The sequence below is a fragment of the Kocuria sp. HSID16901 genome (assembly GCF_003989425.1).
Lineage (GTDB): Bacteria > Actinomycetota > Actinomycetes > Actinomycetales > Micrococcaceae > Rothia > Rothia massiliensis.
The window spans coordinates 307,325-323,982 of record NZ_RBLM01000002.1; the positions used below are offsets into that span (position 1 = coordinate 307,325).

18 protein-coding genes and 1 tRNA gene are annotated in these 16,658 nt (G+C 59.5%); 15 read left to right on the forward strand and 4 right to left on the reverse strand.

The window, feature by feature from the left end:
- The first annotated feature begins 6 nt into the window (after positions 1-6).
- The 7 genes from D8M21_RS03605 to D8M21_RS03635 all read left to right on the forward strand — a co-directional run bounded on the left by D8M21_RS03605 (position 7) and on the right by D8M21_RS03635 (position 3,734).
- A complete protein-coding gene (locus D8M21_RS03605) occupies positions 7-243 on the forward strand; it encodes a hypothetical protein (protein WP_048678193.1) in 237 nt (78 codons plus the stop codon).
- A 63-nt stretch (positions 244-306) separates the two neighbouring features.
- Positions 307-1,086 carry a nicotinate-nucleotide adenylyltransferase gene (nadD, locus tag D8M21_RS03610; protein WP_082156597.1) on the forward strand — a complete coding sequence of 260 codons (780 nt, stop codon included), beginning with the start codon at positions 307-309 and terminating at the stop codon, positions 1,084-1,086.
- Between the two features lie 53 nt (positions 1,087-1,139).
- The gene (locus tag D8M21_RS03615) at positions 1,140-1,958 is read left to right on the forward strand and encodes a hypothetical protein (protein WP_126855661.1); all 819 of its coding nucleotides are present in this window, start codon (positions 1,140-1,142) and stop codon (positions 1,956-1,958) included.
- A gap of 32 nt (positions 1,959-1,990) precedes the next feature.
- A complete protein-coding gene (gene rsfS, locus D8M21_RS03620) occupies positions 1,991-2,416 on the forward strand; it encodes a ribosome silencing factor (RefSeq protein WP_048678197.1) in 426 nt (141 codons plus the stop codon).
- Between the two features lie 114 nt (positions 2,417-2,530).
- Positions 2,531-2,606 (forward strand) — tRNA-Ala (locus tag D8M21_RS03625).
- A gap of 228 nt (positions 2,607-2,834) precedes the next feature.
- Positions 2,835-3,266: a cupin domain-containing protein gene (locus D8M21_RS03630; protein ID WP_048678199.1), complete on the forward strand. Its 432-nt coding sequence runs from the start codon at positions 2,835-2,837 to the stop codon at positions 3,264-3,266.
- Positions 3,267-3,449: 183 nt separating this feature from the next.
- Entirely contained in the window at positions 3,450-3,734 is a 285-nt protein-coding gene (locus D8M21_RS03635) for an antibiotic biosynthesis monooxygenase family protein (protein ID WP_048678201.1), read from the forward strand.
- Positions 3,735-3,807: 73 nt separating this feature from the next.
- On the opposite strand, the gene D8M21_RS03640 is transcribed toward D8M21_RS03635, so the two are convergent.
- Positions 3,808-4,479, reverse strand: a complete 672-nt coding sequence (locus D8M21_RS03640; protein WP_048678202.1) for a metal-dependent transcriptional regulator — start codon at positions 4,477-4,479, stop codon at positions 3,808-3,810.
- Between the two features lie 53 nt (positions 4,480-4,532).
- Positions 4,533-5,936 (reverse strand): anion permease, encoded by a 1,404-nt coding sequence (locus tag D8M21_RS03645; protein ID WP_082156598.1) that lies wholly within the window; start codon positions 5,934-5,936, stop codon positions 4,533-4,535.
- Positions 5,937-6,247: 311 nt separating this feature from the next.
- Here D8M21_RS03645 and D8M21_RS03650 point away from each other — a divergent pair, with 311 nt between their 5' ends.
- The 6 genes from D8M21_RS03650 (at position 6,248) to D8M21_RS03675 (ending at position 12,517) form a co-directional block, all read left to right on the forward strand.
- Complete coding sequence (locus D8M21_RS03650; protein ID WP_048678208.1) at positions 6,248-7,288, forward strand: App1 family protein; 1,041 nt, start codon at positions 6,248-6,250, stop codon at positions 7,286-7,288.
- 315 nt (positions 7,289-7,603) lie between these two features.
- Positions 7,604-7,840, forward strand: a complete 237-nt coding sequence (nrdH, locus tag D8M21_RS03655; protein WP_048678210.1) for a glutaredoxin-like protein NrdH — start codon at positions 7,604-7,606, stop codon at positions 7,838-7,840.
- 36 nt (positions 7,841-7,876) lie between these two features.
- Entirely contained in the window at positions 7,877-8,341 is a 465-nt protein-coding gene (gene nrdI / locus D8M21_RS03660; RefSeq protein ID WP_048678212.1) for a class Ib ribonucleoside-diphosphate reductase assembly flavoprotein NrdI, read from the forward strand.
- A gap of 29 nt (positions 8,342-8,370) precedes the next feature.
- Positions 8,371-10,491: a class 1b ribonucleoside-diphosphate reductase subunit alpha gene (gene nrdE / locus D8M21_RS03665; RefSeq protein ID WP_238651050.1), complete on the forward strand. Its 2,121-nt coding sequence runs from the start codon at positions 8,371-8,373 to the stop codon at positions 10,489-10,491.
- Positions 10,492-10,632: 141 nt separating this feature from the next.
- The gene (nrdF, locus tag D8M21_RS03670) at positions 10,633-11,607 is read left to right on the forward strand and encodes a class 1b ribonucleoside-diphosphate reductase subunit beta (RefSeq protein WP_048678613.1); all 975 of its coding nucleotides are present in this window, start codon (positions 10,633-10,635) and stop codon (positions 11,605-11,607) included.
- 196 nt (positions 11,608-11,803) lie between these two features.
- On the forward strand, positions 11,804-12,517 hold the full coding sequence (locus D8M21_RS03675) for an SRPBCC domain-containing protein (protein WP_048678215.1): 714 nt from the start codon (positions 11,804-11,806) through the stop codon (positions 12,515-12,517).
- A gap of 111 nt (positions 12,518-12,628) precedes the next feature.
- Here the strand turns inward: D8M21_RS03675 and D8M21_RS03680 are convergent, their stop codons facing one another.
- A complete protein-coding gene (locus D8M21_RS03680) occupies positions 12,629-14,146 on the reverse strand; it encodes a SulP family inorganic anion transporter (RefSeq protein ID WP_321174081.1) in 1,518 nt (505 codons plus the stop codon).
- A 129-nt stretch (positions 14,147-14,275) separates the two neighbouring features.
- Here D8M21_RS03680 and D8M21_RS03685 point away from each other — a divergent pair, with 129 nt between their 5' ends.
- Together D8M21_RS03685 and D8M21_RS03690 are read left to right on the forward strand one after the other, a co-directional pair.
- Positions 14,276-14,965, forward strand: a complete 690-nt coding sequence (locus D8M21_RS03685) for a lipoyl protein ligase domain-containing protein (protein ID WP_238651012.1) — start codon at positions 14,276-14,278, stop codon at positions 14,963-14,965.
- 234 nt (positions 14,966-15,199) lie between these two features.
- Positions 15,200-15,970 (forward strand): SOS response-associated peptidase, encoded by a 771-nt coding sequence (locus tag D8M21_RS03690; protein ID WP_048678219.1) that lies wholly within the window; start codon positions 15,200-15,202, stop codon positions 15,968-15,970.
- A gap of 80 nt (positions 15,971-16,050) precedes the next feature.
- Here D8M21_RS03690 and D8M21_RS03695 read toward each other — a convergent pair whose 3' ends face one another.
- Positions 16,051-16,560, reverse strand: a complete 510-nt coding sequence (locus tag D8M21_RS03695) for a GNAT family N-acetyltransferase (protein ID WP_048678619.1) — start codon at positions 16,558-16,560, stop codon at positions 16,051-16,053.
- Between the last annotated feature and the right edge of the window lie 98 nt (positions 16,561-16,658).

Here is a 16,658-nt window from a genome sequence, read left to right on the forward strand (position 1 = left end):
AGGACTATGCTCAACACCGCTATCCTCGCCACCGCAACGTTGGCGGAAGAATCCGAAGGGTTCGACCTCGGCATCCCCCATTGGCTGGTGGCTGTGATTTTCTTCGCGGCATTCTTGCTGATGGCCATCGTGACCATGTCGTTCTCCGGTCGTGGCATCCGCCGTGATTCGGTGAGCCCGTCGTCGCTTTCGCCTGAAGAAGTCGAGGCCATGACCGAATACCAGCAGAAGCACCGCCGCTAAGGCCTTCGACGGAAGCTGGGACCCCGCTTTGCACCGCCATACGGGGTCCCATTCGCACATTTCATGAATCCTCATCTCACTACTGCCCCTGGCCATGGATTATCCGTTCCGCCCCGCAAGGAGGGGCGGACCCGCCTCGGCGTCATGGGCGGAACATTCGATCCGATTCACCATGGCCACCTGGTTGCGGCCAGCGAAGTCGCCTCGGTTTTTGACCTCGATGAAGTGGTTTTCGTGCCCACAGGCGAGCCGTGGCAGAAAGCCGACAAGAAGGTGTCATCCGCGGAGCACCGGTACCTGATGACGGTCGTCGCGACGGCATCGAATCCGCGATTTACGGTATCTCGGGTCGATATCGACCGCCCTGGGCCGACGTACACGGTCGATACTCTTCGAGACCTCCGTTCCCTTCGTCCCAATGCGGACTTGTTTTTCATCACGGGCGCAGATGCTATGGCGCAGATTCTTTCGTGGAAAGACGCCTCAGACATGTGGGATCTCGCGTATTTTGTCGGGGTCACTCGTCCCGGACACGAGTTGGCGGCGCCCTATCACGGCGAGGGTGTGGGATTGCTGGAAGTGCCGGCGATGGCCATCTCGTCGACCGATGTCAGGAGACGTTCCGCGGCAGGCAAGCCGGTCTGGTACTTGGTTCCCGACGGCGTCGTCCAGTACATCAACAAGTACGACCTGTATGATCCGCACGGTGAGACGGGAGACGAACCGGACCGCCAGAACCCCGATCGCCTCCCGAGGGAACATGGGGGAGAAACCCAGACCGGTAGACTCAACAACGACGCGGTAACGCCGCGTCGAGCGGATATTTCAAGGAGCTTCAGCTGAGTAGCAATCTTCCCACCACGACCGACATCACGTCGGACCCGGACAAGGTGTATGTGGCGGAGGACGGAACACAGGTTCCTCCGGCCCCGGAGGAGTACGGTCCCCGCCGCCTGGCCCGCTATCGTCGCGGGTATTTGGCCGAGGTCCGGGGAGAGCCGCCGCTGCATAGCCAGGGCGTTCCGATTGTTCCGACGATCGAGCCCAGCCCGGACGTTTTGGAGATTCACCGCCGGTTTGAAGCGCTTTCACGTTCTCTGGAAGAGCACGGGGAGTTTGTCCAGCTGGGCGAGAACGCCGAGTTTGATGCGTTTATCGCCGAGGACGCCTCGGCCGTCAAGTTCCAAGAAGAGGACGTGCTGAACGCGGTTCAGCGTCACATCTTGGGCGAGTCGGGGAGCGTTGCCGATAGTCCCAGCATGTCCATCAACCCGGCGCACCTCTCCGGGTTCAGTAGTACTGATATCAAGCGGGACTACGACGAACACGTGTTGGGCCCGGTCACCACGGGGGTGCCCGTCGTCTTCGGCCCGGACGAGCCTCAGGTTCACAATGTTGCTGGGGGCGCGACCTTGCCGGACGCGACGCCGGTGGAGTCCAAGTCGTCTGACGAACCTGACGTCACGTCCATTCCTCTGACCGCACCAACGACCGGTGCGAAGGAAGAAGAACCCCAGAAATCTACCGAACAGACGTCGGGAAACGCAGCTGCGGCATCTTCGGCACGACCGGTTCGAGCGATGGACGCTCACGGCCTGGACTTGTCCGGCATGGACCGTAAGGCGCCAAAGTCCGGTTCCAAGATCGCCCTCTTCATCATCATTGCTTTACTTCTGATTGCGGCCGTCGTGCTGGGAATCATTTTCCTTCTCTGATCCGACCGCTTCTCGAGTCCCGAAAGGACACCATGACAGCTACTCAAGAATCCATCGACGCCATCACCGTGGCCGCGCAGGCCGCTGAATCGAAGCAGGCCACGCAGCTCAACGCGTACGACGTCTCAGAGATCATGGGCCTCATCGACGGCTTCCTGATCGCCTCCGCGTCCAACGAACGCCTTGTGGATGCCATTGTTGACGAGGTTGAGGACCAGCTCCGCGAGCAGAAAAACCTGAAGCCGATTCGCCGCGAAGGCAAGTCCGGCGGACGGTGGGTCCTGTTGGACTTCGGTGACATCGTCGTCCACGTTCAGCACGAGGAAGAGCGCGAATTTTACGCGTTGGACCGCCTCTGGGCAGATGCTCCGCGCATCTCGCTGGGCGTGGAGAACGAAGTGCAGGAGGTCGGTGACCTTCCCGAGGCGACGGAACTGGCACCAGAACCTAAGTCCTAAAAATTAGGTGGTGCAGATCACCGTTCACGGATTTGCACAACTCGCGAAGGCTCTCATATAGTAGAGGAGTTGCCGCGAGGCAAACACCAGAGATCATCTTCGTGATGATCACATGGGGCTGTGGCGCAGCTGGTAGCGCATCTGCATGGCATGCAGAGGGTCAGGGGTTCGAGTCCCCTCAGCTCCACCACAATATATCTACTGGGGCTTCCGTCTAGCTAGGCGGGCTAAGAAGTAGAAATGAAGAACGCCTACCGAATGCGGTGGGCGTTCTTTTGTTTTTAGACCGTTACTGGCACCGGCTTCCACCGCGGAGTTCTGGCTGCTGCGCTCGAGATGTGGTCTCCCGCCAGCCACATCATTGACATAGCGTGGCCTCACAGATCCTTACCGGATCAGGACCAACGAGGAGATCACCGTGAGCAACGAATTCACTCAAATTTTTCCCACAGGCGAACCGAACGAGGCTTTCGCTCAATACTTCATCGGCCAAAGCTATCTCGCGCCGCTGACCGACGGGCCCGTCCCGGTATCAAACGTGTCCTTCGAGCCGGGATGCCGCAATAACTGGCACATCCACCACGGCACCGACGGCGGGGGTGACCAGATCCTGTTGTGCACCGCCGGTTCGGGTTGGTACCAAGCGGAAGGCGAAGAGCCCATCAGCATGGTTCCAGGCACTACGATCCGAGTACCGGCCGGGACAAAGCATTGGCACGGTGCGAAGGCTGACGTATGGTTCTCACACGTCGCGTTCATTACGCCCGGTCAGGACGTCAGTAACGAGTGGCTGGAGCCGGTCTCCGACGAAGAGTACCGCGCTCTGCCCACCACGCAGGACGACGAATAGAGTCCCTTACCCGGTGACGGCTAGATGTCGGGACCATCCACAAAATTTGACGCAGACTCCATCGCGTTGACCAGGCCCTTTCTACGAGCCATCGCCGGGGGCGCCAGGAAAGTGATCTACTGCATGGTGGGGCCGAAGTAGCCGACTTAAGCTCGGGTTATCGAAAGCTGCAAGGAGGCCGACATGACCGTCGTCAAGATCAATAGACTCTCCGTCCCCGAAGGCGTGGGCCCGGAACTCGAGCATCGATTTGCGGAGCGAAAGCACTCCGTGGACTCTGCACCCGGTTTTCAAGGATTCGAACTGCTACGTCCCGTTGGCGAGCAGAAGGAGTACTACGTCATTACTCATTGGGCCGATGAGTCTAGCTTCCAGAATTGGGCATCCCAACGGCAGACACGGGATCCGAAGACCACGGTGTCGACCTCGGAGGGAATGCTGGAGTTTGAGGTCGTCGATCTCGACTAATTCATGACATGGCAATGGCCAGCCGGGTCAGTTTTATACCCGTGCTGGCCATTGTCGTTTCGACTGTGAATCTCTAGGCGGAGACAAAGACGGAGTCGGTCGCCTCGCGTCCCAATGAGAGGCTGTCCTCGCTCCCGGCGATGTGCACCTCGAGTCCACCCGAATACGGTGCGCCGGGGGAGATTTCGACCCGCACGCCGACTGTCAGCCCCTTCGCAGAAAAGTACTGAAGCAGCTGCGGGTCGGCATCGGAAATTCGTTCAATCGTCACCGGCCGTCCCGGTTCCGTGTCCGTGAGACGATGCGCTTCAGGAGTAGATATTGTTCCGTCGCGCCCAGGGATCGGGTCCCCGTGGGGGTCCCTTTCCGGGTGGCCCAGGACCTCGTCGATCCGGTCGATCATGAAATCGGAGACGGCGTGCTCCAATTCCTCCGCCTCGTCGTGTACCTGATCCCAGGTGTAACCGAGAGTTTCCACCAAAAAGGTCTCGAGGAGTCGGTGCCGTCGAACCATCGCGACGGCGTGCGAGCGACCCTCGTCCGTCAGCGTCACGGCGCCGTAGGGAGCGTGGGTGAGTAACCCCTGGGACGTGAGTTTGCGGACGGCGTCGGAAACCGACGACAACCGCAAGCCCGTAGTTTGCGCAATCGCCGAGGCGGTTACAGGGCTATCTGACCACTCGTTAAGCGACCAGATGGTCTTGAGGTAGTTTTGTGTGCTGTCGGTGAGCTGCGAGACGGACATGCTCCCCATCTTACGAACAAACGCCCAGGGGTTTCACGGTGACCAGGAGCGGGTCAGTCCCACATGCCCAGAAGGGCCATCCACGCGGTACCGATCGTGCCCCAAATAACCACGTTGGCCACCGAAGCGATGAAGCCGACGCGGAACCATTCGCGTGTGGACACGTAGCCCGATCCGTAGATCACGCCGGAGGGACCCGACGCGTAGTGGGTGAGACCGCCCATCAGGTTGCCGAGGAAGCCGAGGATCAACGCCGCAAACATGGGTGGCGTGCCGGTCGAGATCGCTGCCCCCAGGAAGACGGCGTACATCGCCACCACCTGGGCGGTATTCGAGGCGAAGAAGTAATGGACGTAGAGGTAGCTCAGCGCGAGGATCGCGAACGCCAAGGGCCACGGGAATCCGCCCACCATATTGCCCACCGAATTTCCGATCCAACTCATCACACCCAGTGCGTTGAGTTGTGTGGCCATGCCGACCAAGACCGAGAAGAAGATCAGCGTGGACCATGCGCCCGAATTAGCGGCCATATCCTTCCACGTCAGGACGCGAGTCACGAGCAGAATCGCGATGCCCAGGAAGGCCGCCGTCGTCGCGTTAATACCGAGTGAGCTACCCAAGACCCACAGGATGAGTAGGACCACGAAGGTCAGCAACATGATCCACTCTCCGCGGGACATGCTGCCGAGTTCCTTCAGCTGTTCCCGGGCATGGGCGGGGGCGTCGGGGGTCTTCTTCAGCGTCGGCGCGTAAACCTTGGACATCAGCCACGGCATCGTGATGAGTGAAACCAGACCCGGAAGTGCGGCGGCCAGTGCCCACCCGCCCCACGTGATATTGACATGGTGTTGGGAAGCGAAGCTGACGGCCAACGGGTTTCCGGCCATGGCGGTCACGAACATAGCCGAGGTGATCGTATTGACCTGGACCGAAGTCATCGAGAGGTAGGCGCCGAGCCGCTTGCGGGATTCGTCGCTCTCCGAGGTGGAGCCGTTGACGGTCGCGAGCGAGGCAACGATGGGATACACGACGCCGCCGGCGCGGGCCGTATTCGACGGCGTCGCGGGGGAGAGCACCAGGTCGGTCAGGGCCATGCCGTAGGAGAGGCCGAGGGAAGATTTCCCGAGCGCCGAGACAAATAAGAGCGCGATCCGTCGGCCCAAACCGGTGATGAGGAATCCGTCGGCGATGAAAAAGGCGGCGACGATCAGCCAGATCGTGGAATCGCCGAAGCCCATGAGCGCTTCCTTTTTGGCGTTCATCGTCCCGGTGATCATCGCAGCGGCTAGACCAACGATGGCCACCGAAGCGGTGGGAAGCGGCTGGAGAATGAGTCCCAGGATCGTGCCGACGAAAATGCCGGCCATATGCATTCCTCGGGGATCCACACCCTCCGGAACAGGGAGGAGATAGATAGCGACCGTGACGATGAGGATCAGGGCGATCTTCAGCGTCATGGATTTCGTGTTGCCAGCTGAACCCTTGGGTTTCTGGGGTGCAACGGTCTTACTGCTCACGATGTGTCCTTTAAAAGTTTGACGTGACTGATGGGTACCCGGGCCCGTTATGCCCTGGATCAACCCCTTTCGACTTTAGGTCCGCGACGTCCGGATGTGGGGCCTGGAACGGCCAAAAACCGAGTTCCCCTCGCCACATTGACAGCACGGCGTGAGCCTGATTTGCCGAACCTCTGTGACAAACTGGACACATGCCTCTATCTCGGCCCCGCATCCGCAGGAACTACGCGAAGACGCGCCGCACACCGTCCATGAGTCGTGAGGCGGTGAACCTGGGGTACCGCATCGCCGATGGAATTCACGAACGTCGTGAAAAGGCGGCCATCAAAGCTGGCAACGAGCCCGCAATCGTGCCCTTCGTGGGTTACGGATCCACCCAGTGGGTCAGGGTTTTGGGGCGTGCCCTGTATAAAACGATGTTGTTTTCGGAACTGAGCGAGACGTTCTCGGGAGATCAACGAGCCAGCAGCCCGGCACGCGGCTGGCGCTCCTTCACCTCGGTCCCGATTTCCTACGCGGAAATCACGGTGACGATCGGCGGACAGCAATTTCAGGTGTCCTCCGACCGTGGAGGGGTCCTCGACGTGAGCCTCGACATCGACCTCGAGCCTGGCGTGCATGAAGTGACCATGAGCATGGAGGGATCCGAGACGGTTTCGTCCAGCGTGTATGTGGTTCCCGAGGACGAAAACATCGGCATCATCTGCGACGTCGACGACACCGTCATGGTTACCGCTTTGCCTCGCCCGCTCTTGGCGGCCTGGAACTCCTTTGTGCTGAGCGAGCACGCACGTATGCCGACCCCCGGAATGCCCGTCTTACTCGAACGCATACATCGGGCCCACCCGACGTCGCCGGTGATGTACCTATCGACCGGAGCGTGGAATGTCGCGCCAACCCTTCGCCGGTTCTTGTCTCGAAATGCCTATCCGGAAGGCACACTTCTGCTGACCGACTGGGGTCCTACAAGGACGAGGTGGTTCCGTTCGGGCGCGGCCCACAAGGTCAATTCGTTGCGACGACTGGCCCGTGAGTTCCCGGACATGAAGTGGATTCTCATTGGCGACGACGGTCAGAGCGATCCCGATATCTATAACGGCTTCGCTTTGAGGTACCCCGAGCACGTTGCTGCCATCATTATTCGTAATCTCACCGTCGGCGAGTCCGTCTTGGCGTCGGGCCGGGTCTGGGGAGACGACCGTGCCCGGGAAATTGCCGCAGGTTCACTGTGGATGGAGGCCAACGACGGCGCGACTCTCTGCGACAAGCTCAAGCGCACCGACCTCTTGTGAGGTCATTCGCGACACGCGAGTGTCGTCGTGTTTCTCATGAATTTTAGGTGACGGATTCTGTGGACAGACCTGTGGTCGAGCGTCCGTCTGGAAAGCATCGACCGTGCGATTTCGCGGCGGAACGCTCCACGAATTACATCCTTGTTGTGTGCACACCCTGGGGATAACTTTGGCGGTCAAAAACACATATGTTGGGGGCTCTTCTGGAAGCCAACACAAGATGTAGTATTGATTCGAACCCAGCGACGTCGCTCGAGGAAGCAGGTAAAACTGCTCAGAGCACCTGTCGCCCATCCCATGGCACGAGGAGAAACCATGTCAATCACCGTTTACACCAAGCCCGCCTGCGTCCAGTGCAACGCGACTTACCGTGCCCTCGACAAGCGAGGCATCTCCTACGACGTCGTGGATGTCACCGAGGACAGCCAGGCTCTCGAGCACATCAAGGGATTGGGCTACATGCAGGCCCCCGTCGTCGTCACCGAGGATGATCACTGGTCGGGTTTCCGCCCGGACAAGATCTCGACCTTGGACGTCGCCCTCGCTTCCTAACCTCAACCGCTCACTCGTAGATTTCGGGAGCACCTCATGGATACTGCGCTCGAAACTTCTCGTGGCGCACCGTTGACGGACGACGAACCACTGATCGTCTACTTCTCCTCCGTCTCCGGAAACACCCAGAAATTCGTTGACAAGGTGGACGCCGCGTCACTTCGGCTTCCATTGCGCACCGGCGAGGAGACGATCCATATGGATCGTCCGTACGTCCTGTGCGTTCCCACCTACGGACGGCCCCGTTCCGGCGGAGCCATCCCGCCTCAGGTCATGAAATTCCTGCAGGTTCCCCAGAACCGGGAACTGATGCTCGGAGTCATGGGCGCGGGAAACACCAACTTCGGGGAACACTTTTGCATCGCGGCGGACAAAATTGCCGTCAAATGCCGTGTCCCCGTCCTCTATAAATTCGAGCTCATGGGCACCAGCGACGATGTTGCCCGCGTTAACGAAGGATTGAAAGCTTTTTGGAAACACAACTCCCCACTCGCGACGTAAGCTCTGAACGCGGTCACGACGACCCCACCATCCCGGAGAAGTACAAGGGCCTGGGGTATCACGAGCTCAACGCGATGCTCAATTTGTACGACGCGAACGGCAAGATCCAGTTCGACGCCGACCGTCAGGCCGCGCGCCAGTACTTCTTGCAGCACGTCAATAACAACACCGTGTTCTTCCACGACCTCGAAGAGAAGCTCAAGTACCTGGTTGAGCATCAGTACTACGAGCCCGAGGTCCTGGAGCAGTACTCGATGGACTTCATCCGGTCCCTCTCGAAGCTCGCTTACGCCAAGAAGTTTCGTTTCCCGACCTTCCTCGGCGCGTTCAAGTTCTACACCTCCTACACGCTGAAGACTTTCGACGGACAGCGTTACCTGGAGCGTTTCGAGGACCGCGTGGTCATGGTGTCGCTCGCCCTGGCACGGGGTGATGAAACCCTCGCGACGCAGCTCGTCGAAGAAATCATCTCCGGACGTTTCCAGCCGGCAACTCCTACCTTCCTGAACGCGGGCAAGAAGCAGCGCGGCGAACTCGTCTCCTGTTTCCTCCTGCGCATCGAAGACAACATGGAGTCGATTGGTCGCTCCATTAACTCCGCCCTGCAGCTGTCCAAGCGTGGGGGAGGCGTGGCCTTTGCCCTCACCAACCTGCGTGAGTCGGGCGCGCCCATCAAGAAGATCGAGAATCAGTCTTCTGGCGTGATTCCGGTGATGAAGCTCTTGGAAGACTCGTTCTCCTACGCGAACCAGCTGGGTGCTCGTCAGGGTGCCGGCGCCGTATACCTGCACGCACATCACCCGGACATCTACCGATTCCTGGACACCAAGCGGGAGAACGCGGACGAAAAGATCCGCATCAAGACCCTCTCACTCGGCGTCGTCATTCCGGACATCACGTTTGAGCTCGCGAAGCGGAACGAGGACATGTACCTGTTCTCGCCGTACGACGTGGAGCGCGTTTACGGCGTGCCGTTCTCGGACGTGAACGTCACCGAGAAGTACTACGAGATGGTCGACGACTCGCGCATCGCAAAGAAAAAGATCAACGCCCGTGAGTTCTTCCAGACGCTCGCCGAGATCCAGTTTGAATCCGGTTACCCGTATGTGATGTTCGAGGACACCGTGAACCGGGCTAACCCGATCGACGGCAAGATCATCATGTCCAACCTCTGCTCGGAGATCCTTCAGGTCTCGCAGCCCTCGGAGTACAACCCGGGACTGGATTACGACCACATCGGCAAGGACATTTCCTGCAACCTCGGTTCCTTGAACGTGGCCGGGACGATGGATTCCCCGGACTTCGGCCGAACCATCGAAACTGCCATCCGTGGGTTGACGGCCGTTTCGGACATGTCCGAGATCGAATCGGTGCCGTCTATTGCCCGAGGCAATTCGATGTCGCACGCGATTGGCCTGGGGCAGATGAACCTGCACGGGTACCTGGCGCGTGAACGCGTGTTCTACGGTTCGGAAGAGGGTATCGACTTCACGAATATCTACTTCTACACCGTGTTGTTCCACGCGTTGCGGGCTTCCAACAAGATCGCCATCGAACGCGGGGAAACCTTCGTAGGCTTCGAAAAGTCGAGCTACGCCTCGGGTGAGTTCTTCGACAAGTACGTCAAGCAGTCGTGGGAGCCGGCCACCGAGCGTGTCCGTGAGCTGTTCTCCGAAACGCACATTCCCACTCAGGCCGATTGGGAAGAGCTCAAGGCGAGCGTCATGGAGCACGGCATCTACAACCAGAATTTGCAGGCCGTCCCGCCGACCGGTTCGATTTCTTACATCAATGGCTCGACCTCCTCGATCCACCCGATCGCTTCGAAGATCGAGATCCGTAAGGAAGGTAAGCTCGGGCGCGTTTACTACCCGGCTCCATACCTGGATAACGACAACCTTGAGTACTTCCAGGATGCCTACGAAATCGGCCACGAGAAGATCATCGACACCTACGCGGCCGCCACGCAGCACGTGGATCAGGGTCTGTCTTTGACGCTGTTCTTCCCGGACACGGCCACGACGCGTGACATCAACAAAGCTCAGATCTACGCGTGGCGCAAGGGGATCAAGACGATCTACTACGTGCGACTGCGTCAGCTCGCTTTGGAGGGCACCGAGGTCGAAGGCTGCGTCTCCTGCATGCTGTAATACCGTGATGGGGAGGGTCGGATGGACGTCCGGCCCTCCCCGACACCCGATGCGTTCAGAGAGCGCATCACCATCGAAAACTTCACCACCATCACCCGCGATGACGCGCCCAGCGCGCCCAAAGGAGTCCCGCCTGCCATGATGAGCGAAAAGGTCGAACTGGTCCACAACGTCGAGGCCATCAACTGGAATCGCATTCCGGACGAGAAAGACCTTGAGGTCTGGGATCGGTTGACCGGCAACTTCTGGCTTCCTGAGAAGGTTCCGCTGTCCAACGACGTTCAGTCGTGGGCGACGCTGAACGACGAAGAGAAGCAGCTGACCATGCGGGTGTTCACGGGCTTGACCTTGCTCGATACCATCCAGGGGACCGTCGGCGCCGTCGCTCTCTTGCCCGACGCGCTTACGCCTCATGAGGAGGCCGTTTACACGAATATCGCGTTCATGGAGTCGGTGCACGCCAAGTCCTATTCGTCGATTTTCTCGACGCTGTGCTCGACCAAGGAGATCGACGAGGTCTTCCGCTGGTCCCGTGAGAACGAGCACCTGCAGAAGAAGGCGAACATCGTCATGGATTACTACCAGGGCGATGATCCGTTGAAGAAGAAGGTTGCTTCGACGCTGCTCGAGTCTTTCCTCTTCTATTCGGGCTTCTACCTGCCCATGTACTGGTCATCCCACGCCAAGCTCACGAATACCGCGGACCTCATCCGGTTGATCATTCGCGACGAGGCCGTTCACGGTTACTACATCGGCTACAAATATCAGCGTGGTTTGGAACAAGCCAGCCCGGAGCGCAAGCAAGAGCTCAAGGACTACACCTTCGAGCTGCTGTTCGAGTTGTACGAAAACGAGGTGGCCTACACGCACTCGTTGTACGACGGCGTCGGCTTGTCCGAGGACGTCAAGAAGTTCTTGCACTACAACGCCAATAAGGCGCTGATGAACCTCGGCTATGAGGCGATGTTCCCGTCGTCCGTGACCGACGTTTCCCCGGCAATCCTCTCGGCGCTTTCCCCGAACGCGGACGAGAACCACGACTTCTTCTCGGGGTCGGGTTCGTCCTACGTCATCGGCAAGGCCGTCAATACAGAGGATGAGGACTGGGACTTCTAGAACCCGTCGTCGTGACACGATGAGAATGCTGTGACTTGAGCATTGCCCGGGCCGTTGGAACACCACGGCCCGGGCTTTGTCGTTCCAGCCGCGCAGTCACGGAGCAGGTTCGTTCACTCACAGGGGAGCCAGTCGCGCCACGGTAGCAGCTCGCCGTATTCTCGAGGTGAAGATCACCTAGGTTAGGAGTCACACCGTGGCACATGCTGCAACGTCGGAGCAGGAATCCCAGACCCACCACCGTGGGGGATCGGCCCTGTCACAGCCGAGGTCCACCAAGTCACCCACAGAGCTTCAGATAGACCGGGTGTACCGTCAGGTCGGGAATAAGCAGTCGCACCACGTCGTCGTGCTGGAGCAGACCTTTACAAACTCCGCCGACGACATCTGGCAGGCCCTGACGACGCCGGAGTCCTTGGGCGTGTGGCTCGAACCGGTCGACATCATTTCTCAGGAAAAGCGCCGGTTCAGGACGGGCAAGACCGGAACCGAAGGCACCGTCGAGATCTTCGACGCGCCCCGGTTGCTCCAGGTGTCCTGGGAAAACGGCTCACAAATCGGCGAACTGCAGATCTCCATCACGCAGACCGAAGCCGGCTCTTCGTTGACGCTTCGGCATCGTGTTCCGGCCGACGAGCACTGGGACACCTACGGCGCAGGAGCGACCGGCGTCGGCTGGGATGGCGCATTCTTGGCACTCCACGCATATCTCTCGGGACGGGCGGCGACGGTGCGCGAACGCATGGCCGCGCTGGAGGGCTCGGAGGAGGGCAATCGTTTCATCGAGGATTCCAGCAAAGCGTGGGAAGCCGCGCAGGTGAAGGCCGGCGACGACGAGGCGACCGCGCGCTCACAGGCCGAACGTACTCAGGCCTTCTACCGCGGTGAGGAAGCTCCGAACCAGGCGTAGCTTCACAATCACCGGCTTTCCCGGGGCCAATTTCGTCGCAAGATTTCGACTCAGGGCGTGTGGTGTCAGCAGCAAGGCTGGTTCCACACGCCCTGAGTCGTCCCCGGTGGCCTAAACTGCGCCCTCGCCTCGATTGAGGTGTCCGGTGAGGCGCTCATGGATTCGAGCGGAGGACGGGTCCAGCCCAACGACTTTCACTTGGTGCCCGCCCCGTCGGTACCGGTCCATGATCGAGTCGAGTGCTGCCACAGTGGATGCATCCCTGATCCTGGCCTGGGAAAAATCAAGGGTCACTCGTTCGGGGTCTTCGACATAGTGGAAGGACTCGTACAGGTCGTTCGAGGAGGCAAAGAACAGCGTCCCGTCGATGTCATAGCGCACGGAGGCGAGCTCATCGCCGTCGTACTCCGGAATTCTAGTGACTTCCACCAAATGTGCCACGCGCCGCGCAAAAGCAATCATCGCAGCCATCACCCCAACGGCTACTCCTAATGCCAGATTGTGGGTCGCTACGGTCACCACCACGGTCAGCACCATGACCAGAGTTTCGGACCAGGGCATGCGCCGCAGGAGCCGTGGCCGCACGGAGTGCCAGTCAAAGGTTGTGAACGCTACGTAGACCATCACCGCGACGAGCGCAGCCATCGGAATGACCGCTAATACCCCGTGCAAGCTCAGAATGAGCGCGAGTACCGAGGCCGCGGCCACCAACGAGGACAAACGCGTGCGGCCTCCGGTCTTCACGTTGATCATTGTTTGGCCAATCATGGCGCAACCTGCCGAACTCCCGAAGAGTCCCGAGACGACGTTGGCCAGCCCGAGCGCCCATGATTCCCGTGTCTTCCGTGACGGGGTATCGGTGAGGTCGTCGACCAACGCTGCCGTCAGGAGGGACTCGATCAGGCCGACCACGGCCATCGCAAAAGCCACCGGTGCTATGGCCACGAACAGGTCCCAAGACCACGGCACATGAGGAAGCCCGAATGCTGGCAACCCTTCCGGTAGCGAGCCCTTCTGACCGACGGTGGGCACATGTCCACCCACGAGTAGCGAAACCGCCGTCACCGCCGCTATCGCGACCAGCGGTGCGGGGATCAGCGTGAACCAGCGGGGCAGGAGGAAGACGATGAGTAGCCCCAGGGCAACCAGGGGATAGACCATCCATGGAACCCCCATGAGCTCTGGCATCTGCGAACTAAATATCAGGATGGCTAGCGCATTGATGAACCCCTTCATGACCGACCTCGGAATGAATCGCATCAGCTTCGCGGCGCCGAGCATGGCCAAAAGGATTTGAAAGAGACCGGAGAGGATCACGGCTGCAAAATAGTATTGAACACCGTGACTGGCGATGAGAGGCGCGGCGACCAACGCCACGGAACCCGCAGCCGCGGAGACCATCGCTGGACGACCACCAAACACGGAGGTGACGAAAGCGATAATGACCGCTCCGAACAGACCCGTGCGAGGATCCAAGCCGGTGGCGATGGCAAAAGCCATGGCCTCAGGTATCAAGGCTAAAGACGTGACAATACCGGCGAGGACTTCTGTCAGAGCGGTACGAGGGTTCCTGATCGCTTGAGCGATACTTAGCGGTTGAGCCGCCACGGGGGATGCCAAAAAGGCCACGAAGATTCGCTCCTGATGAGGGGGGATGCCGAATCCAAGAGTATCGGAAGGAGGTGCCGAGATTCTCGCGGAGATTTCTTATCGGGGGTCAAGGTAATCTCTCGTTGAAACCTACACATGAGGACGACCATGCTCATCGAACGTGCCGACGACCAGACACCCACATCCTTCGGGTCCACCATTGACCGTCTCCGACGGATAGCAGCGGGTGAGGAAAGCTCGGTACTGCGATTCTCCCGTCCGGAACCGGTGGTCGGTTTTGGCCGACGGGACGAGCTCAACCCTGGCTTTGCCGCGGCTCGGGAGGCCTGCATTCGACGCGGCTTCTCGGCCTCCGTCAGGAAAGTCGGGGGTCGGGCCGCCGCATACCACCGCGACTGCCTCATCGTGGATCATCTCTTCGCCGACGACGACGCCACAAGCGGCAACATGCGCCGATACCGAGAGTTCGGAAAACTCTACGCGGGTGCGCTCCGTGACCTTGGCATCGAGGCAGATGTGGGAGAGATCCCCGGGGAATACTGTCCCGGTGAATTCAGCGTTCATGGGCTCGACGCCACCGGCCGCAAGATCAAGCTTGTGGGCACCGCTCAACGAGTCATCGCGGGAGCATGGTGGTTTTCTGCGGGCATCGTGGTGGCGCGTCCTGAACCGCTCAAGGCAGTGCTGACCGAGGCGTATCAGCACCTCAATCTACCCCTTGACCCAGGAACCATCGGGTCGGCCAATCAGGCGGTGCCGGAACTCCAGTGCGAAGACGTGGAGGACGCGGTGCAGGAGCACTACGAACGGTGGCTGGTGAATAACTCTGCGGGCTAGGGAAGCAGCACATAGCAAGGGTTATCGTTGTCATCAGAGGTGTCGTGTTCATCCTTTTAGTCCACGATTGACACAACACCGGCAATAATGAGGATGACAACGGTCAATCCGTGACGGCTGAGACATCCGGAGAAGCCGTCTAACAAGGTGCTTCCAAGATGCGATGAGTGTCCGTGGACCCAGTGATAGCCGACCATGAACTCCGGTACATCAAGGAAGTAGAGGGTTCGTAGAATGTGTGGACGGTACGTTATCGCCCGAGCCTCGGGGGACCTCCTGGGCGGAGTCGAGCTTGAAGAATCCCTCACCAATTACAACGTGGCGCCGACTCACACCGTGCCTATTCTGGTCGATCACCCCAATGACGGCGGTTTCACCCGAGAAATTCACGGGGCTCGTTGGGGCCTGCTTCCCGTGTGGGCCAAGGACGAGTCTTTTTCATCGCGAGCTTTTAACGCGCGGTCTGAAACCGTGACCGAGAAACCCACCTTCCGACATGCCGTTAAATCCCAGCGTTGCGCCATACCGGCCACTGGATACTACGAATGGAAAAAATCGACTCCATCGACTGGGGGTAGAACGCAGAAGACCCCGTTCTATGTGCATCCCGAGAATTCCGACGACAACATCTATTTTGCAGGGCTTTACGAGTGGTGGAAGATCCCGGAGGGAGAGAACGCAGGGGAGTGGCTGCTATCCACCACGATTTTGACGATGCCTTCGCCCGGAGAAAGCGACGCGGAAAAGTTTTCCTCCGAGACGTTGAACGAACTCGGGGAACTCCATGACAGGCTACCTATCCCGCTCCGGTATTCGGGTGACGACAACGACGAGCTGTCTGTTTGGATGCGGGCACAGGAAGAGGCCGACGTCGCCGTGGAACGCATTCGGGGCCAAGCCTACGACGTCGCGCGGGAATGGGTCCTCACCGAGGTGGGGCGTGAAGTCGGGTCGGTGGCACATAATGGACCAGAGCTTATTCAACCGGTGGAGCGCTTGATCTAAGAATCCATCACCTGACCAGACCCACGAGATACGACAAGGCCCCGGACCAGCGGTACCGGGGGCCTTGCTCGAAGCTACCTTCAGAGTTCGGAGTCATCCTCCGGGATCCAACGCTTGAAATCCAAGGTCAGATACAAGGCCAAAGCCGCGGAGTTGTCCTCGGCGATGCGCAGCGCAACCTCTTCATGACCCAGCTCATGAAGCTGATCAATCGCAATACGAAGCAGTTGCTCGGCGAATCCTTCACGACGGCGGGTAGCGGCCGTGAACAGCTCGAAAACGTACGGCGTATTGGGAACTCCGGAACCCACACGGGAGTCGAGAACGATCGCGGCCGCAACGATACGACCGTTGTCATCAACCACCACCGGGGATGCCGACTCAATCAGGTTTCCGTAGTCACCGGCGAAAACCTTGTGAAGGATTTCGAGCGCCTCGGCCTGGCTACCGACGACGTCGACGTCGTCGTACGAGGCAAAGAAGAGCTTTGCCAGACCGTCGGCATCCTCTTGCGTGACGGGGCGAGTCGAAACCTTGAGGGGGCGAGTGTTGGCCCACGTCTTTCCAATAAGTGTGATCGTGCCGCTCACGAAAACCTCCCGAATGATTCCCACCGGCCACGTTCCGTAACCGTATGTTTGTAGTCACTAGCCTATCCTCCGGAGGGCGTTCGCGGAGCCTAGTGGTG

What these genes read in the sequence shown, in the direction of transcription:
- D8M21_RS03640 (WP_048678202.1), bottom strand. Translation starts at nt 4,479, where the DNA reads ATGTCCGTCTCGCAGCTCACCGACAGCACACAAAACTACCTCAAGACC.
- nrdH (WP_048678210.1), top strand. Translation starts at nt 7,604, where the DNA reads ATGTCAATCACCGTTTACACCAAGCCCGCCTGCGTCCAGTGCAACGCG.
- D8M21_RS03650 (WP_048678208.1), top strand. Translation starts at nt 6,248, where the DNA reads ATGAGTCGTGAGGCGGTGAACCTGGGGTACCGCATCGCCGATGGAATT.
- D8M21_RS03685 (WP_238651012.1), top strand. Translation starts at nt 14,276, where the DNA reads ATGCTCATCGAACGTGCCGACGACCAGACACCCACATCCTTCGGGTCC.
- D8M21_RS03690 (WP_048678219.1), top strand. Translation starts at nt 15,200, where the DNA reads ATGTGTGGACGGTACGTTATCGCCCGAGCCTCGGGGGACCTCCTGGGC.
- nrdF (WP_048678613.1), top strand. Translation starts at nt 10,633, where the DNA reads ATGAGCGAAAAGGTCGAACTGGTCCACAACGTCGAGGCCATCAACTGG.
- rsfS (WP_048678197.1), top strand. Translation starts at nt 1,991, where the DNA reads ATGACAGCTACTCAAGAATCCATCGACGCCATCACCGTGGCCGCGCAG.
- D8M21_RS03605 (WP_048678193.1), top strand. Translation starts at nt 7, where the DNA reads ATGCTCAACACCGCTATCCTCGCCACCGCAACGTTGGCGGAAGAATCC.
- D8M21_RS03635 (WP_048678201.1), top strand. Translation starts at nt 3,450, where the DNA reads ATGACCGTCGTCAAGATCAATAGACTCTCCGTCCCCGAAGGCGTGGGC.
- nrdI (WP_048678212.1), top strand. Translation starts at nt 7,877, where the DNA reads ATGGATACTGCGCTCGAAACTTCTCGTGGCGCACCGTTGACGGACGAC.
- D8M21_RS03645 (WP_082156598.1), bottom strand. Translation starts at nt 5,936, where the DNA reads ATGACGCTGAAGATCGCCCTGATCCTCATCGTCACGGTCGCTATCTAT.
- nadD (WP_082156597.1), top strand. Translation starts at nt 307, where the DNA reads ATGAATCCTCATCTCACTACTGCCCCTGGCCATGGATTATCCGTTCCG.